General features: G+C 68.6%; 14 protein-coding genes. 6 read left to right on the top strand and 8 right to left on the bottom strand.

Features of this window, described 5'->3' with window-relative positions; all coding sequences use genetic code 11:
- Positions 1 to 15: 15 nt before the first annotated feature.
- The 4 genes from ACIA76_RS29600 to ACIA76_RS29585 form a co-directional block, all read right to left on the bottom strand.
- The gene (locus ACIA76_RS29600; protein WP_397156351.1) at positions 16 to 3,612 is read right to left on the bottom strand and encodes a protein kinase; all 3,597 of its coding nucleotides are present in this window, start codon (positions 3,610 to 3,612) and stop codon (positions 16 to 18) included.
- 170 nt (positions 3,613 to 3,782) lie between these two features.
- Positions 3,783 to 5,936, bottom strand: a complete 2,154-nt coding sequence (locus tag ACIA76_RS29595; RefSeq protein ID WP_397156349.1) for a 3-hydroxyacyl-CoA dehydrogenase NAD-binding domain-containing protein — start codon at positions 5,934 to 5,936, stop codon at positions 3,783 to 3,785.
- A gap of 38 nt (positions 5,937 to 5,974) precedes the next feature.
- The gene (locus tag ACIA76_RS29590) at positions 5,975 to 7,186 is read right to left on the bottom strand and encodes an acetyl-CoA C-acetyltransferase (protein WP_397156347.1); all 1,212 of its coding nucleotides are present in this window, start codon (positions 7,184 to 7,186) and stop codon (positions 5,975 to 5,977) included.
- Positions 7,187 to 7,493: 307 nt separating this feature from the next.
- Entirely contained in the window at positions 7,494 to 10,067 is a 2,574-nt protein-coding gene (locus ACIA76_RS29585; protein WP_397156345.1) for a DNA polymerase III subunit gamma and tau, read from the bottom strand.
- A gap of 516 nt (positions 10,068 to 10,583) precedes the next feature.
- Here ACIA76_RS29585 and ACIA76_RS29580 point away from each other — a divergent pair.
- The 4 genes from ACIA76_RS29580 (at position 10,584) to ACIA76_RS29565 (ending at position 15,729) form a co-directional block, all read left to right on the top strand.
- Positions 10,584 to 11,408 carry a hypothetical protein gene (locus tag ACIA76_RS29580; protein ID WP_397156343.1) on the top strand — a complete coding sequence of 275 codons (825 nt, stop codon included), beginning with the start codon at positions 10,584 to 10,586 and terminating at the stop codon, positions 11,406 to 11,408.
- Positions 11,409 to 11,460: 52 nt separating this feature from the next.
- The gene (locus tag ACIA76_RS29575; protein WP_397156342.1) at positions 11,461 to 12,753 is read left to right on the top strand and encodes an ammonium transporter; all 1,293 of its coding nucleotides are present in this window, start codon (positions 11,461 to 11,463) and stop codon (positions 12,751 to 12,753) included.
- Positions 12,754 to 12,817: 64 nt separating this feature from the next.
- The gene (locus ACIA76_RS29570) at positions 12,818 to 15,049 is read left to right on the top strand and encodes an MMPL family transporter (RefSeq protein ID WP_397156340.1); all 2,232 of its coding nucleotides are present in this window, start codon (positions 12,818 to 12,820) and stop codon (positions 15,047 to 15,049) included.
- Complete coding sequence (locus ACIA76_RS29565) at positions 15,046 to 15,729, top strand: TetR/AcrR family transcriptional regulator (RefSeq protein WP_397156338.1); 684 nt, start codon at positions 15,046 to 15,048, stop codon at positions 15,727 to 15,729. Before ACIA76_RS29570 ends, ACIA76_RS29565 begins: the two co-directional genes overlap by 4 nt.
- Positions 15,730 to 15,736: 7 nt before the next feature.
- Here ACIA76_RS29565 and ACIA76_RS29560 read toward each other — a convergent pair whose 3' ends face one another.
- Complete coding sequence (locus ACIA76_RS29560) at positions 15,737 to 16,585, bottom strand: neutral zinc metallopeptidase (RefSeq protein ID WP_397156336.1); 849 nt, start codon at positions 16,583 to 16,585, stop codon at positions 15,737 to 15,739.
- Between the two features lie 656 nt (positions 16,586 to 17,241).
- On the opposite strand from ACIA76_RS29560, the gene ACIA76_RS29555 reads away from it, so the two are divergent.
- A complete protein-coding gene (locus ACIA76_RS29555) occupies positions 17,242 to 18,843 on the top strand; it encodes a DUF2207 family protein (RefSeq protein ID WP_397156334.1) in 1,602 nt (533 codons plus the stop codon).
- On the opposite strand, the gene ACIA76_RS29550 is transcribed toward ACIA76_RS29555, so the two are convergent.
- Positions 18,840 to 19,394: a TetR/AcrR family transcriptional regulator gene (locus tag ACIA76_RS29550; RefSeq protein ID WP_397156332.1), complete on the bottom strand. Its 555-nt coding sequence runs from the start codon at positions 19,392 to 19,394 to the stop codon at positions 18,840 to 18,842. The genes ACIA76_RS29555 and ACIA76_RS29550 overlap by 4 nt on opposite strands.
- A 96-nt stretch (positions 19,395 to 19,490) precedes the next feature.
- Here ACIA76_RS29550 and ACIA76_RS29545 point away from each other — a divergent pair, with 96 nt between their 5' ends.
- Positions 19,491 to 20,603, top strand: coding sequence for an FAD-dependent oxidoreductase (locus ACIA76_RS29545; RefSeq protein ID WP_397156330.1), 1,113 nt, complete (start codon positions 19,491 to 19,493; stop codon positions 20,601 to 20,603).
- Between the two features lies 1 nt (position 20,604).
- Here ACIA76_RS29545 and ACIA76_RS29540 read toward each other — a convergent pair whose 3' ends face one another.
- Positions 20,605 to 21,870, bottom strand: coding sequence for an ROK family protein (locus ACIA76_RS29540; protein ID WP_397156328.1), 1,266 nt, complete (start codon positions 21,868 to 21,870; stop codon positions 20,605 to 20,607).
- A gap of 495 nt (positions 21,871 to 22,365) precedes the next feature.
- Complete coding sequence (locus ACIA76_RS29535) at positions 22,366 to 24,327, bottom strand: ArnT family glycosyltransferase (protein ID WP_397156326.1); 1,962 nt, start codon at positions 24,325 to 24,327, stop codon at positions 22,366 to 22,368.
- Positions 24,328 to 24,393: the final 66 nt, after the last annotated feature.

Genomic DNA, 24,393 nt, shown 5'->3' with positions numbered 1-24,393 from the left:
GGTCGCCCGGCCCCGCTACGCCAGCAGATTCACCAGGAAGTCCCGCGGGATCTGCGGACCGTCGGGTTGTCCTCCGCCGAAGGGTAATTCGTCGCGCAGTGTGCGGAGGATGGCCATGACACCGGGACCCGCGTCGAGAAGTGGTCTGGTCCAGCCCAATTCGGCGCAGCGGATCACCACGGGGGTGAGGGTTCCGATGGCCTCGCCGGTCCAGCCCGCGGCGGAAAGGCATTCGGCCAGCAGGAGGGCCGTATCCAATTCGGCTCGGGGGCGGTGCTGTTCGACCATGCGACCGTGCAGGGCGCGGGCGCGCTTGACGGCCGAATCGTCGGTGCCCAGCGGAGCCTGATCGTCGCCGATATAGGCGTCGAAGCCGCGGTGGTGGCGGGCCAGCAGGGCGCGGATGGCGGCCAGCTCCTCGGCCTCGGCGGCCAGGGCGGTGGTGCCGGTGGCGTGGCGTATCGAGCGCGGCACCGGATCGCCCATGGCGGCGTACGCATCGCCCGGTAAGCCTAGCCGCAGGCGTTCGGCACGTATGTGGGCGCCGAGGCGAGACAGCTTGCGGTCCACGGCGATTCGCGCGCCCTCGTCCAGGCGCAGCGCGGCGGTCTGCAGATCGCCGCGCACCGCCTTGACCCGCGCGCCGATCACGAAGGTGGTGACCATGAAGTCGACCGGGCCCACCCGGGCGACCAGCTGATGGCTCTGATCCAGCAGTCGCTCGGCGGCGTCCAGATCGCCGCGGCGATAGGTCACCTCGCCGAGCAGCGCCGCGGCCACCCGCACCGCGTGCGAGCGCGGGCCGGAGCGTTCCCGCGCGGTCTGCCACGCCCGCTCGAACGATTCGGTCGCCGCATCGATATCGAGCTGTTCATAGGCCGCCGCGCCCTTGCTCAGCAGGCCGAATACGATGCCCAGCGGATCCTTGGAGCGAGCGTGGTACTTGGCCGCCCAGTCCTGCATGCCGCGGGCGCCCTCGAAGTCGAAATCGCACAGCCGCACGAACGACGCCAGATTCGCCGCCGTCGACACGGTCCAGGCGGGCAGATCGTCGGCCAGCTGCAAACAGTCCGAAACCCGTTCCAGCACACCGTCGGTGCGGTCGCGGGCCACCTGATCGGCCGCGGCCAGCACGGCCGCCTGACAGCGCTGCCGCATGGCGTCGGCATCGGTGGGTTCGCTGCGCGCCAACATGTTCGACAGCCGGCCCAGCGCGGTGCGCGCCGCACCGGACTGCTGCAGGTTGATATTGGCGCGCGCCAAGGCCATCAGCAGCTTCGATCGCGAGGCGACCTGCTGCACAGGCAGTTTCGATACCGTGCCGAGCAGGGTGGCCAGCTTCGAGGTGTCGATCAGATCCATGCCGCCGCTCTCGACCAGATCCAGCGCCAGCTTCAGATCGGTGGCCAGCAGCGCGTGATCGACAGATTTGCGCAGCAGCTGATGTTCGGCGTACCAGCGAGAGGCCTTGCGGTGCTGGGACTTCAGCTTGCCGGGGTGTACCCGATCCAGCCGAGTCCGCAGCTGTTCGGCGAACATCGGCTGGATCCGGAACCACTCCGGATCGTAGGCGACCCGTCTGATGAACAACTCCCGCTGCTCGGCCCGCTCGAGCAGCTGTTCGGCATCGCCCTCCCCGCTCAGCGCCGCGGCCAGCGAACCGTTCACCTTCTCCGTCACCGAGATCGCCATGAGGAATTCCAGCAGTCTCGGCTCGAGGGTGTCGAGAACGTTCTCCGCCAGATACTCCCGGATCACCTGGTTACCACCGGACAGCTGGGCGATCAGCTGATCCGGATCCACCGCCTCGCCTCCCGGCGCGCGCAGCGCCAGGCTCACCAGCTGGATCGCGGCGGGCCAGCCGTCGGTGGCCGCCTGAATCTGTTCGACCTGTTTATCGGTGAGCGGTAAACCGTTGTGTGCCACGAGAATTTCCTGGGTCTCCGGCACGGTGAGCCGCAGCGCGTTGCCGTCGATCTCGACCAGTTCGTCGCGCACCCGCATCCGGCTCAGCGGCAACCCCGCCTGCTCCCGGGTGGTGATCACGAAGCGCAAATGATGACAGCCATTGTCCAGCAGGGCATCCATGGCCCGATGCGCCCCGGCGTCGGTGACGCGGTGCCAATCCTCCACCACCACGACGATCGACCGCGCGCTCGCGTGGATCTCATCGATCAGCGTGGAGATCGCGTACGAGACGGCCTCGGGCGGGCGCTCCTCCAGAACCTGCTCGAGCCCGGTGCCGATATCGGGGCTGACCCGCCGGATCGCCTGCACCAGATGGGCGAGAAACCAGACCTCGTTATCGTCGTCGTGGTCGATGCCGATCCATGCCACCGCGACCGCCCGATCGCTGAGCTCGTTGCGCCACTGCGCGGCGACCGTACTCTTGCCGAATCCGGCCGGGCCGTGGATCACCGCGAGCCGCCGCCGCCCACCCGCGCGCAGCACCTCGAGCAGACGCGGCCGCGGCACCGGCTCCCGGCTCGGTGTGGGCGGGCGGAACTTCGTGGTGGGCGTAGGCGGGAAGGTGGGCGTCGAGGACGGTGTGACCTCGCCCGGCGGCCGCAGCGACAGCGTGCCGCGCGGACCGCTCATCATCGAGCGCGTGCGCAGCGATGGATTGGTCACGGCCGCGGTCGGACTCGTGCCGTTGCCGCTGTCCTCCGCGTCCAGGCCCGCGTCCAGCAGCGCCATCTCATCGGGCAGCTGATCGTGCGCCTGCTGTATCGAGCGCAGCAGCTCACCCAGCTCGTAGGCCGAGGCGGGCCGGTCCTCCGCCTCCGGGGACATCGCGGACTCGATGGCCTCGGCCACATCGGCGGGGAAGTCCTGCTCGCGTAGATCCGGAATGGGCTGAGTGGTGATGCGCAGGAACTGCGCCACGATCTTCTCCCCCGACCGCCGCTCGAAGGCGGCATGCCCGGTGAGCAGGGCGAACAGGGTGGCGCCCAGGCCGTAGACATCGGAGCGTTCGGTCGGCTCGTCGCCCTTGAGCACCTCGGGCGCGGTGAAGGCGGGCGAGCCGGTGATCATGCTGGTCGAGGTGCGAAACCCGCCCGGGATGCGGGCGATGCCGAAATCGGTCAGCTGGGGTTCGCCGTAGCGGCTGAGCAGGACGTTGGCCGGTTTCACATCGCGATGCAGCACATGCGCGCGATGGGCGCTCTCGATCGCACCGGCCAGTTTCACCCCGACCCGCACGGTGTCGGACCAGGTCAGCGGGCCGTGTTCGCGGATGAGCCGCTCCAGCGAGCCGTGCGCGGCATAGGGCATGACGATGAAGGGCAGCCCGCTGGCGGTGACGTCGACCTGCAGGATGTCGACGATATTGGGATGGCCGGACAACCGGCCCATGGCATGTTCCTCGCGCAGGAAGCGTTCGCGGCTCTCCTCGTCGATCTCCGAGGACAGCACCTTCACCGCGACGACACGATCCAGCGCTCGCTGGGCACAGCGATAGACGACCCCGAAGCCGCCGCGTCCGATCTCCTCCGCATCGAACAGTCCCATCGCTTCGAGCTCGTCGGCGGTGCCGATCAGCAGGTGACGCTGGGTGTTCGATTCGGCCTGTGTCTCGGTGCTGCGGACCTTGCCCGTGTGTGGATTCATGGCACCACCTCGAACGTTCCGCGCTTACTCCAACGTAGCGCGGTCGGAACTCACGCGTATGGAATTCCGATCAGTGCGCGCACGGACCGACCAGTCCGAACGAAAATCCTTCGCACACAATACGGCCCGGACCACGGGGTTCGTGGTCCGGGCCGCATCGACACGCACCCTTACTTACGCAGGGAGGCAGGCACCTCGAAACGCGGGCCGAACTTCGCGACCAGCTCGTCGGCGCGGGCCACGAAGCCCGCCTGGCCGCCCGGGTAGCCCACGATGAACTGGTGGGTACCACCGGTCCAGGCCGGGAAACCGATGCCGAAGATCGAGCCGATGTTGGCGTCGGCCGTGGTGGTCAGCACGCCCTCGTCGAAACACTTCTGCGTCTCGATCGCCTCGGCGAACAGCATGCGGTCCTTCAGATCCCCGAAGGTGACGCCCGCGGGCAGCTCCGTCGAGGTCTTGAAGATCGAGCGCAGCTCCGACCACAGACCGGCGGCCTTGCCGTCGACGTAGTCATAGAAGCCGGCGCCGCCCGCCTTACCCTTGCGGTCGTACTCGCCCACCAGCTTGTCGAGGATCGAGGCGGTCGCCGACGAGGCGCCGTCGATCTCGCCGCCCGCGGCCACGAGGGCCTCGGCGGTCTCCTTGTAGATCTTCTGCATGGTGGTGAAGTTCAGCTCGTCCGACAGCTTCAGCGGCGCCGCCGGATAGCCCGCCTGCAGACCGGCCTGCTCGATGGTCTGCGGGTCGACGCCCTCATCGAGCATCTTGATGGCCTCGTTGATGAACTTGCCGATGACGCGCGAGGTGTAGAAGCCGCGCGAGTCGTTCACCACGATCGGGGTCTTGCGGATCGCCAGCGTGTAGTCGTACACGCGGGCCAGGGCCTCGTCGGAGGTCTTCTCGCCCTTGATGATCTCGACCAGCGGCATCTTGTCGACCGGCGAGAAGAAGTGGATGCCGATGAAGTCCTCGGCCCGCTTCACGCCGTTGGACAGCAGGGTGATCGGCAGGGTCGAGGTGTTCGAGCCGAGCAGCGCGTCGGGATCGACGATGTCCTCGATCTCCTGGAAGACCTTGGCCTTGAGCTCCGGATTCTCGAAGACCGCCTCGATGACGAAGTCCACGCCCTTGAAGTCGGCCGGATCCGCGGTCGGGTGGATGCGACCCAGCAGCGCCGCGGACTTCTCCTCGGTGGTCTTACCGCGCGAGAGGGCCTTCTTCTCGATCTGTGCCGAGTAGTCCTTGCCGCGTTCGGCCGCCTCAATGGTGACGTCCTTCAGCACGACCTCGATGCCCGCCTTGGCGGTGACGTACGCGATGCCCGCGCCCATCATGCCCGCGCCCAGCACGCCGACCTTCTTGATCTCGCGCTTGGCGATATCCTTCGGCCGGGAGCCGCCATTGTTGATCGATTGCAGATCGAAGAAGAACGCCTGGATCATGTTCTTCGCGACCGGGCCGGTCAGCAAGTTCACGAAGTAGCGCGACTCGATCAGCGAGGCGTTGTCGAAGTCGACCTGCGCGCCCTCGATCGCGGCGGACATGATGTTCTTCGGGGCCGGCATGTTGGCGCCCTTGAGCTGCTTGCGCAGGTTCGCGGGGAAGGCCGGGAGGTTGGCGGCCAGGGCCGGGGAGGCCGGGGTGCCGCCCGGAATCTTGTAGCCCTTGACGTCCCAGGGCTGCACGCCCTTGTCCGGGTTGGCCTTGATCCATGCCTTGGCGGCCGGGACCAGTTCCTCGATCGAGGCGACGACCTCGTTGACCAGGCCGATCTGCTGGGCCTTGGTGGCGTTGAACTCGTTGCCCTGCAGCAGGACCTGCATGAGGGCGTTCTGGATGCCGAACATGCGCACGGTGCGGGTCACGCCGCCACCGGCGGGCAGCAGGCCGAGCTTGACCTCGGGCAGGCCGATCTTGATGCCCTTGACCTCGGCCGCGATGCGATGGTGGGTCGCCAGCGCGATCTCCAGGCCACCGCCCAGCGCGGCGCCGTTGATGGCCGCGACGACCGGCTTGCCGAGCTGCTCGAGGCGGCGCAGCGCGCCCTTGATCTCGGTCAGCTCGGTCATCAGGGCCTGTGCGTCGTCCGGGCCGACCTGCATCATGTTCTTCAGGTCGCCGCCGGCGAAGAACGTCTTCTTCGCCGAGGTGATGACGACACCGGTGATGTCGTCCTTCTCGGCCTCGAGCCGATCGACGGTGGCCGTCATCGACTTCTTGTAGAGCTCGTTCATCGTGTTGGCGCCCTGGTTCGGGTCGTCCATGGTCAGCACGACGATGCCGTCGGCGTCCTTCGCCCAGGCGATCATGTTGTCGGTCATAACTTCGTTGTCTCCCTGTGGAATTCGGGTCCGACGCGTCAGACGCGCTCGATGATGGTGGCCACACCCATACCGCCGCCGATGCACAGGGTCACCAGGGCGTAGCGGGCGTTGCGACGCTCCAGCTCGTCGACCATGGTGCCGGTGATCATCGCGCCGGTGGCGCCCAGCGGGTGGCCCATCGCGATGGCGCCGCCGTTGACGTTGAGCTTCTCGTCCGGGATGTTCAGATCGCGCTGGAACTTCAGCACGACCGACGCGAACGCCTCGTTGATCTCGAACAGGTCGATATCGTCGACCGACAGACCCGCCTTGGCGAGCGCCTTGTGCGCGGCCGGCGTCGGGCCGGTCAGCATGATGGTCGCGTCGGCGCCGCTGATGCCGGTCGCCACGACGCGGGCGCGCGGGGTCAGACCGGAGGCCTTACCGGCCTCCTCGTTGCCGACCAGGACCAGCGCGGCACCGTCGACGATGCCGGAGCTGTTGCCGCCGTGGTGGACGTGGTTGATCTTCTCCACGTAGTGGTACCGCTGCAGCGCCACCGCGTCGAAGCCGCCCATCTCACCGATGGCCGTGAACGACGGGTTCAGCTTGGCCAGGCCCTCGAGGGTGGTGTCGGGACGCATGTGCTCATCGTGGTCGAGCACGGTGAGGCCGTTGACGTCCTTGACCGGCACGACCGACTTGGTGAAGTAGCCGCCGCTCCAGGCCTCGGCCGCGCGCTGCTGCGAACGCACCGCGTAGGCGTCGACATCCTCACGCGTGAAGCCCTCGATCGTCGCGATCAGGTCGGCCGAGATACCCTGCGGGACAATGTAGTTCTCGTAGCTGGTCCACGGGTCCATGAACATCGCGCCGCCGTCGGAGCCCATCGGCACGCGGGACATGGCCTCCACGCCACCGGCGATGACCAGATCCTCGAAGCCGGAGCGAACCTTCTGGGCGGCGAGGTTGACGGCCTCCAGGCCGGACGCGCAGAACCGGTTGATCTGGGTGCCGCCCACGGTGTCGGGCAGGCCGGAGGTCAGCACGGTGGTGCGGGCGATATCGGCGCCCTGATCGCCGACCGGCGAGACGACGCCCAGGATGACATCCGAGATGCGATCCTCGTCCAGATCGGGGAAACGGTTCCGCAGCTCCTTGACCAGACCGGTGGTCAGGTCGATCGGCTTGACCGAATGCAGCGTGCCCTTCTTGTTGCGGCCACGCGGGGTGCGGATGGCCTCGTAGATGTAGGCCTCTGTGGTCATATCGGAGTTTTCCTTCCTTGGGGTGCGCCGACACCGTTGTGGGCGGTACGCCGCAGGTAACCTCGCCGACCGGCCCGTGCGAGACCGACCGTCCGTGTTCAATTAGCGCCGTCGCTCGCACCGCATAACGCTGTACAAACGTCGGCCTGCGAGCGCCCTGGCTTGCCCGGATGCCCGGACATCACCACAGGAACTCGCCGCTGGCGACGCCGACGGCCACCCGGCCGAAAGCACGCCGAGATCCTCCGCCACAGTATACCGCCGGATGCGAACTCCGGTTAACTTAACGCCGACCGAGAGGTGGCTGTCAACTGTCCAGCCGTGTGGCGCCCAGCTCAGTTCGAAGTAACTCCAAGGCCACCTCATCGGGGTCGCGGCGGTCGCCCGGGGGTACCGGGTGGGCCGATTCCGCGAGCATCTCCCGCTCTTCCTCCGGCGTAGACGCAGGTGGGACACCTACATAACCTACCGGCGAGTAGCCGTCCGGTCCAGGGTCGTCCGGAAGGTCCGGTCCGTCGGGCAGCGGAATGTCGTCGTCCGCGGGCGCCGGACGGCTCCCGGAATCGGCGTCGGCGGGGCCGGATTCGACGCGCGGGGCACTGGATACCTCCGGAGTCGCCCGGGTCTGGCTGGGCCGGGTGAAGCGCGGCGCCTCGGCAGCGGCCGCCTTCGGCTGCGCGGATGCGCCCGCGGCGCGATTCGGTGCGGGTGCCGTCTGGCCGCGAGCACTGCTCGCGGGCGCGGGCGGACGGGCCGCTGCCGCACCGGCCTCCCAGCGCACGCCGTGCTCGCGGCCGAGTACGGCATGTACGGCCGACTGCACGGCCTCCACATACTTCGGATTCGACAACCGCTGCGCCAGCGGCGCGTGCTGATGCGCGAACACGATGACCTCGCCCTCGACCCGCGCCACCGAGGCCCCGGACAGCAGTGCGTGCACCGCCACCCCGAACTCCCGCACCTTGGCCCGGATATCGCCCCATTTGGCCTCGACCTCGCGCAGCAGCGCATCGTCACCGGTCGCCTCCGAGGCCACCGCCGCTGGCGGAACCTCCTGTGCGACGGCGGGTTCCGCGATATCCGCCGCGGGCTCCGGCCGCATCTCCTCCGCCGCCGGACCGGACCGGACCTCGGCGCGATCAGGCGCCGGATCGACCGGCTCGGGGGCGATATCCGCATCAACCGCCGATGCCGCGGCGACCGGGGCGGGCGGCTCGGATTCGACGGCTGCCGATTCGACTACCGGTTCCGGCTGCGCCGCGTGGGCTTGCTCGGCAACCGGAGCGCCATGGGATTGCGCCGTCGGTTCGGACGGTTCCCGCTGCGCCGCAGGGGCTTGTTCGGCAACCGGAGCGCCGGAGTGTGCCGTCCGATCCGGCGCCGCGTCCCCGGGCGCCTGTCCGGCTTCGGCACCGGCCAGAGTCCGGGCGCGCTGGGCCGGATGGGGGCGCGAGGCAGCGGGCGTCGAGCCCCCTTGTTGCGCGGGCGCATTCGCGGACGGGGCGGGAGGCGCGGGCGGATCCGATTCCACCGGCGGCGTGGCGGTGTGCGCATCGTCCGCGGTCGGCGCATCGGATGGCGGTGCGGCGCCGGGCTTTCCGGATCGATTATCCCGAATGGCCGCCAATGCCTCGGCTCCTCGGCGGCGCGAACTCTCGGCGGCGGACTGCGCGGAACCGCCCGAGGCCGCGCCAGGACCCGGATTCGAGGCCGGCGGCAGCGCACCACCCTCCATACGCCGTTCCAGACGCTCGAGGCGTTGCAGCGTGGCGGATTCGGTGCCCGCGGCCGCGGGCAGGAGCATGCGGGCGCAGACGACCTCGAGCAGCAGACGCGGATTGGTGGCGCCGCGCATCTCGCCGAGGCCCTCGTGCAGCAGTTCGGCATAGCGGGCCAGTGCGGCGGGGCCGAGGCGGGCGGCCTGATCGTGCATGCGGTCGAGGACGTCGCCGGGGCCGGTGACCAGATTGCGCTCGACGGCATCGGGTACCGCGCGCAGCAGGATGAGATCGCGCACGCGCTCGAGCAGATCGGTGGCGAAGCGGCGGGGATCGTGACCCGCCTCGACCACGCGGTCGATCGTGCCGAACAGCGCCGCCCCGTCGTCGGCGGCCAGCGCCTCGATCGCATCGTCGATCAGCGCGATATCGGTGACGCCCAGCAAGGCCAGCGCCCGCTGATAGGTGACGCCCTCGGGCCCCGCCCCGGCCAGCAGCTGATCGAGCACGCTGAGGCTGTCGCGCGGGGATCCGCCGCCCGCGCGAATCACCAAGGGGTACACGGCCTCCTCGACCTGCACATGCTCCTGATCGCAGATCTTGCCGAGCAGGCCGCGCATGGTCGCCGGGGGCAGCAGCCGGAACGGATAGTGGTGCGTGCGCGAGCGGATGGTCGGCAGCACCTTGTCCGGCTCGGTGGTGGCGAAGACGAAGATCAGATGGGCGGGCGGCTCCTCGACGATCTTGAGCAGCGCGTTGAAGCCCGCCGTGGTGACCATATGCGCCTCGTCGACGATGAAGACGCGATAGCGCGATTCGGCCGGGGCGTAGAAGGCGCGGTCGCGCAGCTCGCGGGTGTCGTCCACACCGCCGTGGCTCGCGGCGTCGAGCTCGATGACGTCGAGATTGCCCGGACCGCCGGGCGCCAGCGCGACACAGGACGAGCAGACGCCGCACGGTCTCGACGTCGGCCCCTGTTCACAGTTGAGGGAGCGCGCGAGGATGCGCGCCGAGGAGGTCTTGCCGCAACCGCGCGGGCCGGAGAACAGGTAGGCATGACTGATCCGCCCGGTGTCGAGCGCGATGCTCAACGGGTCGGTGACGTGCTCCTGCCCCACCACCTCTGCGAACGTTGCCGGTCGGTACTTCCGGTACAGAGCCACGGCCCGAGGGTACCGGCGCGCACCGACATCGAATACATGCGCTGGCCGTTGATCTCGGCACGGCGTCCGCGGATGGGGCAACGGGGGTGAACGGCCGGATGGGCGCGGGCGACCGCGAGACAAGCAATGTGATGCGGATCACAATCATTCTCGAGACCCGTTAGTACCGAGCGCGCACCCGAGCCCAGCGGCGATCCATGGGGGTAAACGAATTCAATCTACAACCAAACCCAGACGTTTACCGAGCTAGTCCCGCATGCGTCCCCGATTTTCAGACCCATTCCCCGGTTAGCACGGACAATTGACTACATAACGATCTTGTCAACCAATTGGCGATATCTGCAATTGACTGGTTAACGTGGTCCTCGGCAACTTCGGTAGCCAAACCTTCATCAGGTTGGTGTTCCCGGTCGGTCCCTCATCCCGACCGGGACACAACCTCTCCCAGACCCGGCGGGAGTTCTCGCATAGGTCTTCCGCGAACCCTCCCGCACCAGCCCGGAGGAAAAGTCGACTGTGCCGTCGCGTGACGACATCGCCGCCGCTTGGCTCGCCCATACTGATTTCGCCGGAAACCGTGCCGCAGTCGGCCTATTGAGCCGTGCGATCCGCCCGCGCGATTTCGCCCTGAACCGGGACTCGCTACCGGTGACCGCCGCGGCCGACCCCAAAACCGCCACCGCCATCCTCGAACTGCTCGATCGCGGGCAGGTTCCGACGCTGGCGGCCATCCGCACGCTCATCGTGCAGACCGAGATGCGGCAGGAGGCCGAGCGCATCGAGCGCCTGGGCCGGCGCGCCCAGCGCAGCGTCGAGGATTTCGGCCGGGTGCTGGCGGGTCTCACCCACGAATACTGGGCCGAGCATGGAATCGGGCCGACGCGGCGCGACATCCTGCTCACCGATCCGGTACTCGGCCTGATTCACGAACGCGTCGGCGATATCGCGCCGAATGCGATCAAACATCTGTGGCTGATCGAACGCGCACAGCGCGCGGGCTGGATCGCATTCAATGCGACGCCCCGATCTTTATGTGCCGCAAGACGTTTCCATTCGGCAGCATATGGCAATCGGGTCTCGCTACGGCCGGTGAATACGATCGGCACCCTCGTCGCCGGATTTCTCGCCGCCCACGAAACCGAGCACGGCCGCCCGCCGCGCTGGTCGGTGCTCGCCCACGATCTCCGCGACGATCGCGGGCGCCGGATATTCAACGACACCGCCGATGCCAGGGCCCAGCAACAGTGGCTCAGCACCGCGGAGTGGCTGGACCTGAGCGACGACCTGCCGGTCCCGGGGCCGCGCGGGCGACGAGTGCTGGCCCGTAAGGCGCGCAAATGATCGTTCGGTAGCTTCCTTCCGACGCGATCGCGCGTGAAAGGAGTTCCTTCCGGTGCCTTCGACCATCGATCCCGCCGCGACGGCCTGGCTGCTGGCCAGCACCGCATTGGTGCTGCTCATGACGCCCGGCCTCGCGATCTTCTATGGCGGCATGGTGCGCACGACCGGTGTGCTGAACATGCTCATGATGAGCTTCATCGCCATCCCACTGGTGACGGTGGTGTGGCTGCTGCTGGGCTATTCGCTGGCCTTCGGCGACGACGTCGGCGGTGGCGTGATCGGCGATCTCGCCCATATCGCCATGGCCGGAATCGATCCGGGCACGGTACGCAGCGGGGTGCCCGAACTGCTCTACGCCACCTTCCAGCTGACCTTCGCCATCCTCACCGCGGCACTGGTCAGCGGCGCCGTCGCCGACCGGGCGAAGTTCTCGGCGTGGATGGTGTTCGTCCCGCTGTGGGCGCTGGGAGTGTATTCGCCCATCGCGCACTGGGTCTGGGGTCCGCACGGTTGGCTGTCCGCGTTCGGGACACTCGATTTCGCGGGCGGTCTCGTGGTCGAGATCGCCTCCGGCGCATCGGCACTCGCGTTGGCGCTGGTCCTGGGGCCGCGGATCGGGTTCAAGGTGGACGCGATGCGTCCGCACAATCTGCCGTTCGTGCTGCTGGGCGCGGGGCTGTTGTGGTTCGGCTGGTTCGGATTCAATGCCGGTTCGGCGCTGAAGGCCGACGGACTGGCCGCCGCGGTCTTCCTCAATACGCTGGTCGCCGGATGTCTGGGCATGCTCGGATGGCTTGTGGTGGAACGGATCCGGGACGGGCGTCCGACCACCTTCGGCGCGGCCTCGGGCGCGGTCGCGGGCCTGGTCGCGATCACGCCGTCCTGTGGATCGATCAACACGCTCGGCGCGCTGATCGTGGGACTGCTCGCGGGCGTGGTGTGTTCGTTCGCGGTGGGCTGGAAGTTCAAGGCGGGCTACGACGATTCGCTCGATGTGGTGGGCGTGCACTTCGTCGGCGGCGTCGTGGGCACGCTGCTGATCGGACTGCTGGCCAATCAGGTGATGACCGGCGGCGCGCGGGGACTGTTCTACGGCGGCGGGCTCGCGCAGCTGGGTAAGCAGGCCGTGGGCGTGCTGGTGGTGGCGGCCTACGCCTTCACCGTGTCGTTCGCACTGGGCAAGCTGATCGACCGCACGCTGGGCTTCCGGGTCAGCAACGAAGACGAGATCGCGGGCATCGACTTCGCGTTGCATGCCGAGACCGCCTACGTCGAGGGCGTGCACGGGCACGCGTCGCGCGGGATCTTCGGACAGCAGAGCGGGCAGAGTGATCGGGATCACTGAATCTAGAAGGTAACGGCGTTACCCTAACGCGGTTACCTCACCTCGACGACCGATTGGGGCGCGGATGCTCACCCGTATCGCACAGCTGTCGACTCGGCATCCCCGGGTGATCCTGCTGACGGCGCTGGGCCTGGCGCTGCTGTTCGGCGTCTTCGGGGCCTCGGCCACGGCCCATCTGAAATCCGCCGGATTCACCTCCGACAGCGCCGAATCGTCGCGGGCCACGCGGATCCTGGCCGACCAATTCGACGGTGCAGAGCCCAATTTGGTGCTGCTCGTGCGCTCGGATCAGGGGGTCGACAGTCCGGCGGCTGCCGCGACCGGTACCGAGATCACCCAGCGGCTGCAGGCCCGTTCCGATGCCGTCGGCGTCCGCTCGTACTGGACCAGCCCGCCGAATGTGAAGGCCGCGCTGCGCAGTACCGACGGTAAGCAGGCCCTGATCGTGGCCTATCTGACCGGCGGCGACGATGTGGCGCAGAAGTCCGCGGGCGAGATCGTCGGGGAATTGGACGGCAACACCCCGGGCGTCACGGTGCGCGCGGGCGGCCTGGCGGCCATCTATCACGAGGTGAACGGGCAGGTCACCAAGGATCTCGCGGTGGCGGAGGGCATCGCGATACCGCTCACGGCGATCGTGCTGATCCTGGTGTTCGGCAGTGTGGTCGCCGCCTCGCTGCCGCTGGCGGTCGGCCTGTTCGCGATCGCGAGCACGCTGGCGATCCTGCGGCTGTTCACCCTGTTCACCGACGTGTCGATCTATGCGCTGAATATGACCACCGCGCTCGGCCTGGCACTCGCGATCGACTACAGCCTGTTCATCGTGAGTCGCTATCGCGAGGAGCTCGAGGGCGGCGCCGACCATCGGGCCGCCGCGATCCGGGCCGTGCAGACCGCCGGGCGTACGGTGTTGTTCTCCGCGCTGACCGTCGCCCTGGCCCTGGCCGTGCTGAGTGTGTTCAACCTGTACTTCCTGAAGTCGTTCGCCTACGCGGGCGTCGCGGTGGTGGCGGCCGCGGCCGTGGCGGCGATTCTGGTGCTGCCCGCCGCGCTGGTGCTGCTGGGCGATCGGGTCAACGCGTGGAATCTGCGAGTTCCGTTGCGGCGGTTGCTGCGTCGGCCCGATCCGGTGGCTCGGCCGCTCGAGCAGACCGGCTGGTACCGCATGGTGACCTGGGTGATGCGCCGCGCGGTGCCGGTGGCGGTGGTGATCACCGCGGTGCTGCTGGCCCTCGGATCGCCGTTCCTGGGTGTGAAATTCGGCTATCCCGACGATCGGGTGCTGCCGACGGGTGCGGCCAGCCGGGCGGTCGGCGACGAATTGCGCGCCCAGTTCCCGGCGATCAATGCCCAGCTGTCGACCACGGTGGTCCTGCCCGGATATCGCGGCGACGGCAGCCCCTATGCCGTGGCGCTGTCGAAGGTGAACGGCGTCTCGGCGGTGCTGTCGAATGCGGGGGTCTACGTCTCCGGTAACCGGGTGGGTTCCACACCGCCCGGAATGGCCAACGACTCCGGCCAATACCTCACGGTCGCATCGAAATTCGCGACGTTCTCCGATGACAGCCGCGATCTACTGGAGCAGTTGCGCGCGGTTCCCGCGCCATCGGCGACGCTGTTCGGTGGCGTGGAGGCGATGAACGCCGACGGGCTGCACGATCTGGGTTCACGACTTCCACTGGCGGCGATTCTGATCGCGCTGGCGACCTTCGTGGTGCTGTTCCTGTTCACCGGCAGTGTGGTCCTGCCGCTGAAAACCCTTGTGCTGAACTGTCTCTCGCTCACGGCCATGTTCGGGATGATGGTGTGGATCTTCCAGGACGGGCATCTGGCGGGCCTGATCGGCTTCACCCCGACCGGATATCTGGTCGCGACCATGCCGATGTTGATGTTCTGCCTGGCCTTCGGCATGTCGATGGATTACGAGGTGTTCCTGCTGTCGCGCATCCGGGAGGAGTGGCTGGCCTCGGATCGCACCAACGCCGCCAATACGCATTCGGTCGCCGTGGGTGTGGCCCGCACCGGCCGGATCGTCACCGCCGCGGCCGTGCTGATGGCGATAGTGTTGGGTGCCATGGCCTTCGGCAAGGTGACCTTCATCCAGATGTTCGGGCTCGGGCTCACGCTGACCGTGCTCGCCGATGCCACGATCATCCGTGGTCTGCTGGTGCCCGCGCTGATGCGCCTGCTCGGCACGATCAACTGGTGGGCCCCCGCGCCGCTGGCCCGCTGGCACGAAAGGTTCGGGCTCAGTGAGGATTCCGCTCCCGAACCGGACCCGGTGGGATATCGATGACGGCGGTGCGTCGTCCACGGTCGGCGCGCGGCGCCGGGGGCGCGCTGCGGGAGGAGATCCTGGATGCGACCCGGGAGCTGCTGGCGCGCACCGGAAATGCCGACGCCGTATCGATCCGTGAGGTCGGCAGGCTGGTCGGGGTGAGCGCGCCGTCGATCTACCGGCACTTCGCCGATAAGGACGCCCTCCTCGAGGCGGTGGTGGCGCAGGTCTTCGAGAATCTCGACGCCGCCATCGTGGCCGCGACCGATCCCGGCCTCTCGCCCATCATGCGCCTGCGCGCACAGGGTCTGGCCTATGTGCGATTCGCGCTCGACCATCCGGAGCAGTACCGCATCGCGACCGTGAACGCTCCCGGGGACCGGCCGCGCGCGGTCGACCAGGTGCTGGGAAGTGCCGTGTTCCAACGTCTCTCGCAGACGGTCCGCGAGGCGATGGACAGCGGGCTGCTCACGCCCGGCGATCCGGTACCGGTGATGTTGCAGCTGTGGGCGAGCGCGCACGGCATCGTCTCGCTGATGATCGCGAAACCCTTTCTGCCGTGGGGAGATCCGGAGGAGATCGCCGACCGGGTGCTGGGCGCGGCATGCGTCGGACGCGCGGCGCTCGACATCATGGGCGAGGACGCGACCCCGGACGACGCCGTGGCCTGGCTGAAGCGCATTCGCGACCGAGGCTGACGCGCGGTCAGCTCACCTGGTTCGCCGAGGCGGTGAAGGTATTGCACTGGGCCGTCTTGTTCTTGTCGAAACCGGTGCTGAACCAGTCGCCCATATGCCGGGCGGTGCCGTGGTCGCGCATATCGCCGGGTGCGTCGCCGCGGCCGTAGGCATCGTCGCGGGCATTGCCGGATTGCGCGCTCGACAGCGAGCCGCCGCTCGCCGAGGACGACAGGAACATGCCGTCGAAACAGTTGGCCTGCAATTCGATTCGCCGCGAGACCTCCAGACCCTGTGCGGTCTTCGGGCCCGCGTCGCGGCGCTGGCGGTTCGCGGCCGCCAGGATGCCCGCCTGGGCCTGTACGTGATGGCCGTATTCATGGGCGAACACCGATAGGTAGATCTCCCAGTGACCGGCGAACATATCGGTCTGCAGCTGGCTGATCGGCAGGTAGATGGTCTGATCCGCACCGCAGTAGAAGGCGGCGAAGTTGCTGCTGCTGCCGGTGCACGGCGTGGTGATACCCGCGGTGGTCGCGGTGACGTTCAGCTTCGGCGCGGTGAAGGGCAGTCCGGCGCTGGCCAGCACCGGTTTCCAGGCCTGTTCCAGGCAGACCGAGGCGCTGTCGAAGAACTTGCGCGCGGCGTCGACCTGGGTGCTCCACGGGGCGTAGTGGCAGCGGGCGGGATTCAGCGGCGAACCCGGATCGGTCAGCAGCGGATTGCCGCCGGTCGCGGCGACCGACCCTGTGCCGGAACCCTTTCCGGTGGGGCCGTAGGTGTATTCGGAACGACCGCCGGAATGGGTCGAGGTGAGCGCGTCCGTGCGGACGCCGACACGGACCAGCGCGGTCACCACGATCGCGATGATGATCACCAGCGCCGCACCGAGTCGGCCACCGCCCTTGCGGCGCCGCGGTGGTGTGCCGGACGGACCATAGGGCGCGGGCGGTACGGGACCGTGCCCGACGGGAGGTTGGCCGGGCGGGCCGTACGGTCGTTGCGGCGCGGGCGGGCGGCCCGATGATCCGTGGGGTTGTTGGGGCGCGGGCGATTGACCTGGTGGCCCAGACGGATGCTGCGGCGCGGGGGACTGACCTGGTGGCACGTTGGGTTGTTGCGGCGACTGGCCCGGCGGCCGATGAGGATGCTGCGGCGCGGGCGATTGGCCTGGTGGCCCCGACGGATGCTGTGGTGTGGGCAACTGGCCCGGTGGCACGTTGGGTTGTTGCGGCGACTGGCCCGGCGGCCGATGGGGTTGCTGCGGTGTGGGCGACTGGCCCGGTGGCCCATAGGGTTGCTGTGGATACAGCGGTGCGGGGTGGTTGCCCGGATGCTGCGGAGGCTGACCCGGCGGATGACCATGGCGCAGTGGATAACTCGGGGGTTGCCCGTGCGGCGGGACCGGTCGACCGGCGGGCGGAATCGGACCGTATCCGTAGGGTGGTTGAGTCACTCCCCCATGCCCCCTGGTTCTTTCGGGTACTCGACAGCCGCTGACGCAGAATAGCAAGCTGTCTAAGCTAAGGCCCCATGCTGATCTTTCGGGGGGGCGCCCTCGGCGCGCTGGTGCTCGTACTGGCCGGATTGTTCGCGGGCCTGCCCGACGCGCGGGCCCAACCGGCCGGGGGCGCGGCGATCACGGCCGATCTGAAGCTCGGCGACGATGGATTGCTGGAAGTTGCCGAGACAGTGCAGGTTCCGCCGGGCGGGCAGTTCCACATGGTGTTGCCACTGCGAATCGCCCAGGGGGACAATGGCGAACGGCGCTTCGGCGTGTCGGATATCTCGGCCACGGGGGCGGGGACCGCGAAGGTCGACGGCGATCGGTTCACCATCGACGCGCAGCCGGGCGAATCCACCTTCAACTTCACCGTGCACGGCGCGGTCAGCGAGGCGCCCGGTACCCAGCTGTTCAAGTGGACCGGTGTGCTCAACGCCGATGTCGCCTCCATCGATGCGTCGGTGATCAGCCCGAGCTACCGGATGGGCATCGCCGACTGCACGATCGGACCGCCCGGACGGGCCAAGAAGTGCAACGACGTCCGAATCGAGCCGGACGGCGTGATGTTCCTTACCCAGGATGGGCTGCATCGGGGCGATGTGCTCGATGTGACGCTGCAGCTGCCCCCGGGCACTGTGCCCGCCAATGCCGATATCCGGGACGGAAGCGGTTCGGAGGCTTTCGGTTTCACCGTGCCGGTGCTGGTGGCCTTCGGCGTACTGCTGGCCGCGGTGGCCGCCTGCGCCGGATTCGTGGCCTGGTCGCGCCGTCAGGACGCCGCGGCGCTGGCCGGGCGCGAGGCGGTGGAACCGTTGCGGCCCACGGGGAATCGGATGGAATTCGCCTCGCCGGAGGGCACCCTGCCGGGTGAGGTGGGCGTGCTGCTGGACGGATCCGCCGATGCCGCGGATCTCGCCGCGACCGTGGTCGATCTGGCCGTGCGGCGCTATCTCCGGATCGAGGCGCTCAGCGATGCGGACTGGCGGATCACCCGGGTGAATCCGCCCGACGATCGGCTGCGCGACTACGAGCAGCGGATCTATCGGTCGCTGCTGCCCGACGGGACCGAGGCGGTGACGGTGGCCGGGCTGCGCGGCCGTCCGATCGGCGAGCCCGCGCGGGCGGCGCTGCTGGGCGCGGCCGTCGACCGCGGCCTGCTGATCGATCGGCGGCGGCGCGGCCTCCCCTTCTGGCTGGGCGCCGCGCTCGTCGCGATCGGCGTCGCGACCACGATCGCACTGGCGATCACGGGCGGCTATGCCCTGGTCGGCGTCGCGATCGCACTGGGCGGGGTGGCGGCCCTGCTGCTGCCGCGCTATCTGCCCGCGCGCACCGCGGCCGGGCGCGAACTCGTGGTCCGGGTGCGCTCGCTGCAGCGCGGACTGGATGAGCTACGGCCCGAACGGATTCCGCCTGCCGATCGGGAGCTGGTGTTCTCCCGAGCCCTGCCGTTCACGATCATCGGTGGGCGCGCGGACAATTGGATCCGCGCATTTCGCGATCTCGACCCGTCGACGGATCGGCAGTCCGGCCTGTACTGGTTCGGCGGCTTCGACCGGGATCGCAATCTGCACCGATTCGCCGGGCATTTCCCGTATTTCATCACCGCGCTGGAAGGCCTGTTCGCCTAGCGCGCCCGCAGGCCGTCGAGGACGATCTCCATCGTCCGGGCGATGGCCTCGGCATAGGTCTGCCCCTTGGGATGGGCATAGACCTGCAGGGTCATCAGGTGGGCCACATCCTCGGCCGTGACGTCGGCGCGCAGATCGCCCTCGGCCTGGGCCTGGGCGGTCATCCGCGCGACCAGATCGGCGACCCGCGCCCGCACGGCGGTGAGGTTCGGATCGCCACGCAGCTCATCGTGCAGATTCGGCTCCAGCGCGGAAGCCATTGCGCCCAACCGTAATCCGGCACATTCACGCAGAAACCGGCACAGCGCGGGCCAGGCCGCGCCCTCCTCGCGCCGGGCGGTCTCGGCCGATTCGGCCAGGCCCGAGAGGTATTCGTAGCCCGCCGCACTGATCAGCGACTCCCGATCGGGAAAACGGCGATACAGCGTGCCCACGCCCACGCCCGCGCGATCGGCGATCGCCTTCATCGGCACGTCCACGCCCAGTTCGCGGAATACCACCTGGGCCGCGGCAAGGATCTGATCGCGATTGCTCTGGGCGTCGGCCCGCATGCACACCTCGGGGAAGTAAGTGGACGAATCTCTTCCGCATAGCGTACCGTGACAGCAAGTGGACGCATTTCGTCCACTTGTCGAGAGGATGTCGCCGTGGGTAAAAGCGTGCTGATCTCCGGGGCCGGGGTGGCGGGATCGACGGCGGCGTATTGGCTCGCGCGCGGCGGCTTCCGGGTCACCGTCGTGGAGCGGGCGGCCGGGCAGCGGTCGAGCGGGAATCCGGTGGACGTCAAGGGCGATGCTGTCGGGATCGTCGAGCGGATGGGGGTCCTGCCCCGGCTGCGTGAGGTCGCCTCGCGGATAGATCGACTGGTCTTCGTCGATACGGACGGGCGGGTGCGCGGCGGGATACGCACAGCCGCGTTCCAGGGGTCGGCCGGGAACAGCGAAATCGAGGTCCCCCGTGCCGAACTGGCGAGTGTGCTGCTCTCGGCGACCCGTGACCATGCCGATATTCGTTGGGGGGACGCGATTTCCGGGCTCGGGCAGACCGGCAACGGCGTCGAGGTGACCTTCGAACGGGGTGCGCCGGAACGCTTCGATCTCGTGATCGGTGCGGACGGACTGCATTCCGCGGTGCGTCGGCTGTCCTTCGGCCCCGAGACCGAATTCGTCCGGCATATGGGCATGTACGTGGCGACGCTGCCCGTCGACCGGCCGCTGCGCGGCGAGCGGGAGGTGGTCATGGTCAATTCGCCCGGTCTGTCGCTGGCGGTGCATCCCGCGAGCGGAAATCCGGGGGCGGCGTTCATCTTTCATCACGCCGCGGTCCCCGGCTTCGACCACCGCGACTCCGAACAGCACAAGCGGATCGTCACCGAGGCGTACGCCGACCGGCTCGGCTCCTTCGCCCACTATCTCGACCGCGTCCGGGCCGCCGAGGATCTCTACTTCGACGCCGTCAGTCGAGTTCGCCTGCCGCACTGGTCGATCGGGAACATCACCCTGCTGGGCGACGCAGCCTCCTCGCTGTCGCTGTTCGGCGATGGTTCCACCCTCGCCGTGATCGGCGGCCACACTCTCGCCGAGGAACTCGGGCGCGGGCCGGAAGATATCCCGGCGGCGCTGCGGCGCTACGAGCGACGCCACCGCGCGGTCGTCGCGCCACGCGCGCGCGGTTTCCTGCTCGCGTCGCGGCTACTCGTCCCCAAGTCCCGCGCAGGAATCACACTGCGCGACACGGCAGTTCGACTCCTGCGCGGATGACTCAGCGGGGCGTGCGGGTGGAGCGGCGCATGGCCGAGAGCGGGTCGGCGTAGAACACGCTCAGCGAGGTCACCGCCGCAGCGTGCTCCTGGACGCGGCCGCCGAAACGGCTGATGCGCAGATCGGCCGGGGGCAGCGTGGTGCTCCGCGCGAAGGCCTTGGCGACCGTTTCGACGCCGGGGCGGTAGCCGGTGAAGGCCTGCCCGCCCAGGACGACTCGATCCGGATTGAACATATCGCGGACCAGAGCGGCTGTGCGGCCGAGGATTTCGGCGCGCTCCTGCAGCAGATCGCGGGCCGCGTCGGAGCCGGACTCGGCGGCGCGGTACAGGTCGGCGATGACCGGGCGGCGCGGGGCCTCCCGCTTGGGCACGATGCCCGCGCGCACGGCACGCGCCAGCAGCGCGGCCTCGCCGATCGTGGCCTCCAGGCAGCCGCGCCGGCCGCAGGAGCATTCGATATCGGAGCCGGTGGGCAGGTGTGCGATCGAACCCGGGCCGCTGGCCGGGGTATGCACGCGGTCGTGCAGGGTCACCGCGACCCCGGCCGTCTCGCGGGCGTAGATGTAGAGACTCGAGGCCGGGCGATGCTCGTCCGGACCCGAGTTCAGCAGCAGCTCGGCGGCGGCCATCGCCTCGACGTGCGCGGCCACCGACACCGGCAGATCCAGGACGCTGCCGAAGACCGCGGCCACCGGGGCGGTCTGCCAGTCCAGCCGCGGATGATCCACGACACCGGCGGCCGGATCGACCCGCCCGGCCAGCGCGATGCCGGTCCACAGCGGCCGCCGCCGGGGCAGCCGATCCAGGAAGGCCTTGGCGCTGCGCGCGATGATGGTCAGCGCCGCTTCCTGTCCGGCCTGCGGGCTGGCGATCTCGAGGCCGCCGAGGATGCGGCCGGACAGGTCGGCGGCGACGATGCGGGTCACCGTGGCGCCGATATGTACGCCGAGGGTGGTGTATGAGTCGGTGTCGACCTCGAAGGGCACCCGTGGCCGTCCGACCGCGCCGGATGCGGTGAGGTCGGCGCGCTCTCGCAGCAGTCCGGCCGACAGTAGCGCGGAGACTTGACGATTCACGGTCGCGATGCTCAAACCCGTTGTCTGGGCGGCGGAATCGCGGAAGATGGGCCCGCGCGTGGCGGCCCGCAGGACCGCGGCGGCGGGATTGTCGGCGATGCGCAGTTCGGGCGGGACGGCCGGACGCGCGGGGGCGGTCCGGGCGGGAAGGGTGAGGGTCGACGGTCGCTCGAGGGTAGGGCTCGTCATGTGCGAAGTCCTTGTTGTAGTCCCGGTTCACGGGACATGTCCGAAAAGGGGGCAGCAACAAGGCAGCGAGAATGGGCCCGAGAATCAGTCGGCGAAAGGGACTGGAGCGGTTCTCAGCTGCGCGGCAGGGAGCAACACAGCTCCCGCTGCCGCGGCAGCCGCACACCGAGCGCAACGGTCACATACGTGACGCGTGCGGCGTTCGGACGGCTGAAGGACATGGTTAAGAAGTTATCATCCTATGTCTTGTCGACGCCAGACCAGACGGTACGCATGCATTGCGATCAGCCTGAATATAACTTTTCGCCCAGGTCCGCGGGGTGGCGCAATAGCCGCGATCCCGCCCGCCCGCGCCCCTACGGTCACACCCTGAGCGCATGGTCCACCGATGACCGCGTACGCGCGGCGCTGCGGCTGGCGGTCGACGACTCCGACGCCGATGTGCGGGCGTATGCGCGAAGGGCTTTCGCGACGGCTCGTGATTCTCGGGTCTGATCACCGTGACGCGCAGACGTACACCTGGATCGACGATCCCGAATCGCCCGGGAGATGCTTGCAGTGCCCCTCGATCCAGTGCACTCGATCGTCGTCGACCGGTTCGAGCAGGACGATGCCGACCTCGTCGCGGGCGACCATCCGCGCGAGGTCGGCGGTGGGGATGGCCTGGACCGTGCCGGTGTAACCGCCGAACGCGGGCGCCTCGCGGCCGCTGACGAAGATGAACGGGGCGGCAACCATCGAGGTGTTCGCGACCACCGGATAGCGCACAGCGGGCATCTCTTTGTGTAGCTGGGCGAGAACCCCGGTGGCCTCGCCGAATGCCTCGCCGACGAAGGTCTGGGTGACGGTGCTGGTCGCGGGCGATTCGAATGGCATATCGAGGCAGCCGTAACCGTCGATGACGAGTGCGGCCGCGGCCACGGTCGGTGCGGTCAGCGCGGCCACCAGGAGCGGGATCACCGAGCGGGCACTGCGGATGATTACCGATAGCGCGCACAGGGCCAGGGCCACGATGGCCGTGGTCCAGCGCACCGCGACCGGTGCGGGTGCGAGCAGCCACCAGCCGTAGCAGACGGTCGCCAGCACGGCGATCAGCGCGATGCGGCGCATTCGCGGTGTGGCAGTGCGATATTCGGCCACTGCCATGCCGATCAGGGCGGCCATCGGGGGGATCAGTACCGCGAGGTAGTAGGGATTCACCGTGCCGACGGCCAGGAAGACCGCCAGATATACCAGCAGCCAGCCGCCCCAGAGCAGCACCGCGGCCGTACCGAGTCGGGTGCGGCCGCGGCGGCGGGCCAGGATCGCGAGAGCGATCAGAGCGACCAGAGCGAGCGGAATCAGCCAGCCCGCATCGCGTCCGCCACCGCCGGTGAAGACATGGGCGAGGTGATCGTCCGGGCCGAGGATCAGCGCGGAACGGTAGTTCCGGCCGGTGTTACCGACGGCGAAGTTGGCCGCGCCCACGCTGAAGTCGTTATTCGTCCGGTCCGCGGCGTTGTAGAGAAATACCTGCTCGAACAGCGAATTGTGGTGGCTGCCATCGATGTACGGGCGATCGTGGGCCGGGATGAGACTGACCATCGTCATCCAGCTGAGCGAAACAATCAGTGCCACACTGCCGAACAGCGCGGTATCGGCGATCCGGCGTCGAAATCGGTTGGCGGGCACGGTGATCAACACGACCGCGGCGATCACCGGCACGATCAGCCAGGCCTGCACCATCTTCACCTGGAATGCCGCGCCGATCAGCAGTCCGGTGTAGACCAGGTCGCGGCGGCGTCCCGATTCGAGGGCCGCCAGGATCCGGTCGGCGGCGGCGACCAGGAGCAGGATCAGCAGCGTATCGGGCAGATTGCCGCGATTCAGCGCGACGGCGACCGGAACGCATGCCGCGATCGCGGCGGCGGCCACCGCTGCCTCGGGCCCCGACACCCGCCGCACCACCCGGTACAGCAGCAGGATCGTGAGCATGCCCTCGATCACCTGCGGAAGCACGAGGGCCCACACATGCGGCCCGAACGCCCTCACCGACAGCGCCTGCACCCAGAACGCCCCGGGCAGCTTGTCGACGCTGAGCCGCCCCTCGGGATCGAAGGCGGCGAAGAAGGCGTTGTGCCAGCTCATCGACATCGACCGCGCCACCGCCGCGTAATACGGATGCGGCTTCTGCTGCGCGATCCCCCACGCATAGGACGCACCCGCCACCACGGCGATAGCCCACAACGCGGGCCGCGCCCACGCGGGCTCCCCGGGCACGGCCCGCCAGAACCGCCACCGGACTTCATTCGCTACATCGGACTCGAGAACTACAGCCGCCACCCGGCCCACGATCCCCGCCCCCGCCATGCCGGGCAAACGGATTCTCCCGAATTCCACCCGCGCCGTGGGGATTTCCACCCGAGAGTCCGCGATCTCCATCGCCGGGTGGACCCCGCGGGACAAGAGGGACCGCACATCAGAGACCGCACACCGAGACATGAAGGGCCGCAGGGAGATACGACGGTCAGCGCGGAGTAGCGA

Origin of the sequence: Nocardia sp. NPDC051570, assembly GCF_044454005.1 — a bacterium.
Classification (GTDB): domain Bacteria; phylum Actinomycetota; class Actinomycetes; order Mycobacteriales; family Mycobacteriaceae; genus Nocardia.
This window is presented reverse-complemented; position numbering and strand designations above follow the sequence as displayed.

Coding starts and splice junctions, on each gene's coding strand:
- ACIA76_RS29570 (WP_397156340.1), top strand. CDS start 12,818: ATGCTCACCCGTATCGCACAGCTGTCGACTCGGCATCCCCGGGTGATC.
- ACIA76_RS29555 (WP_397156334.1), top strand. CDS start 17,242: ATGCTGATCTTTCGGGGGGGCGCCCTCGGCGCGCTGGTGCTCGTACTG.
- ACIA76_RS29540 (WP_397156328.1), bottom strand. CDS start 21,870: ATGACGAGCCCTACCCTCGAGCGACCGTCGACCCTCACCCTTCCCGCC.
- ACIA76_RS29600 (WP_397156351.1), bottom strand. CDS start 3,612: ATGAATCCACACACGGGCAAGGTCCGCAGCACCGAGACACAGGCCGAA.
- ACIA76_RS29595 (WP_397156349.1), bottom strand. CDS start 5,936: ATGACCGACAACATGATCGCCTGGGCGAAGGACGCCGACGGCATCGTC.
- ACIA76_RS29590 (WP_397156347.1), bottom strand. CDS start 7,186: ATGACCACAGAGGCCTACATCTACGAGGCCATCCGCACCCCGCGTGGC.
- ACIA76_RS29550 (WP_397156332.1), bottom strand. CDS start 19,394: ATGCGGGCCGACGCCCAGAGCAATCGCGATCAGATCCTTGCCGCGGCC.
- ACIA76_RS29565 (WP_397156338.1), top strand. CDS start 15,046: ATGACGGCGGTGCGTCGTCCACGGTCGGCGCGCGGCGCCGGGGGCGCG.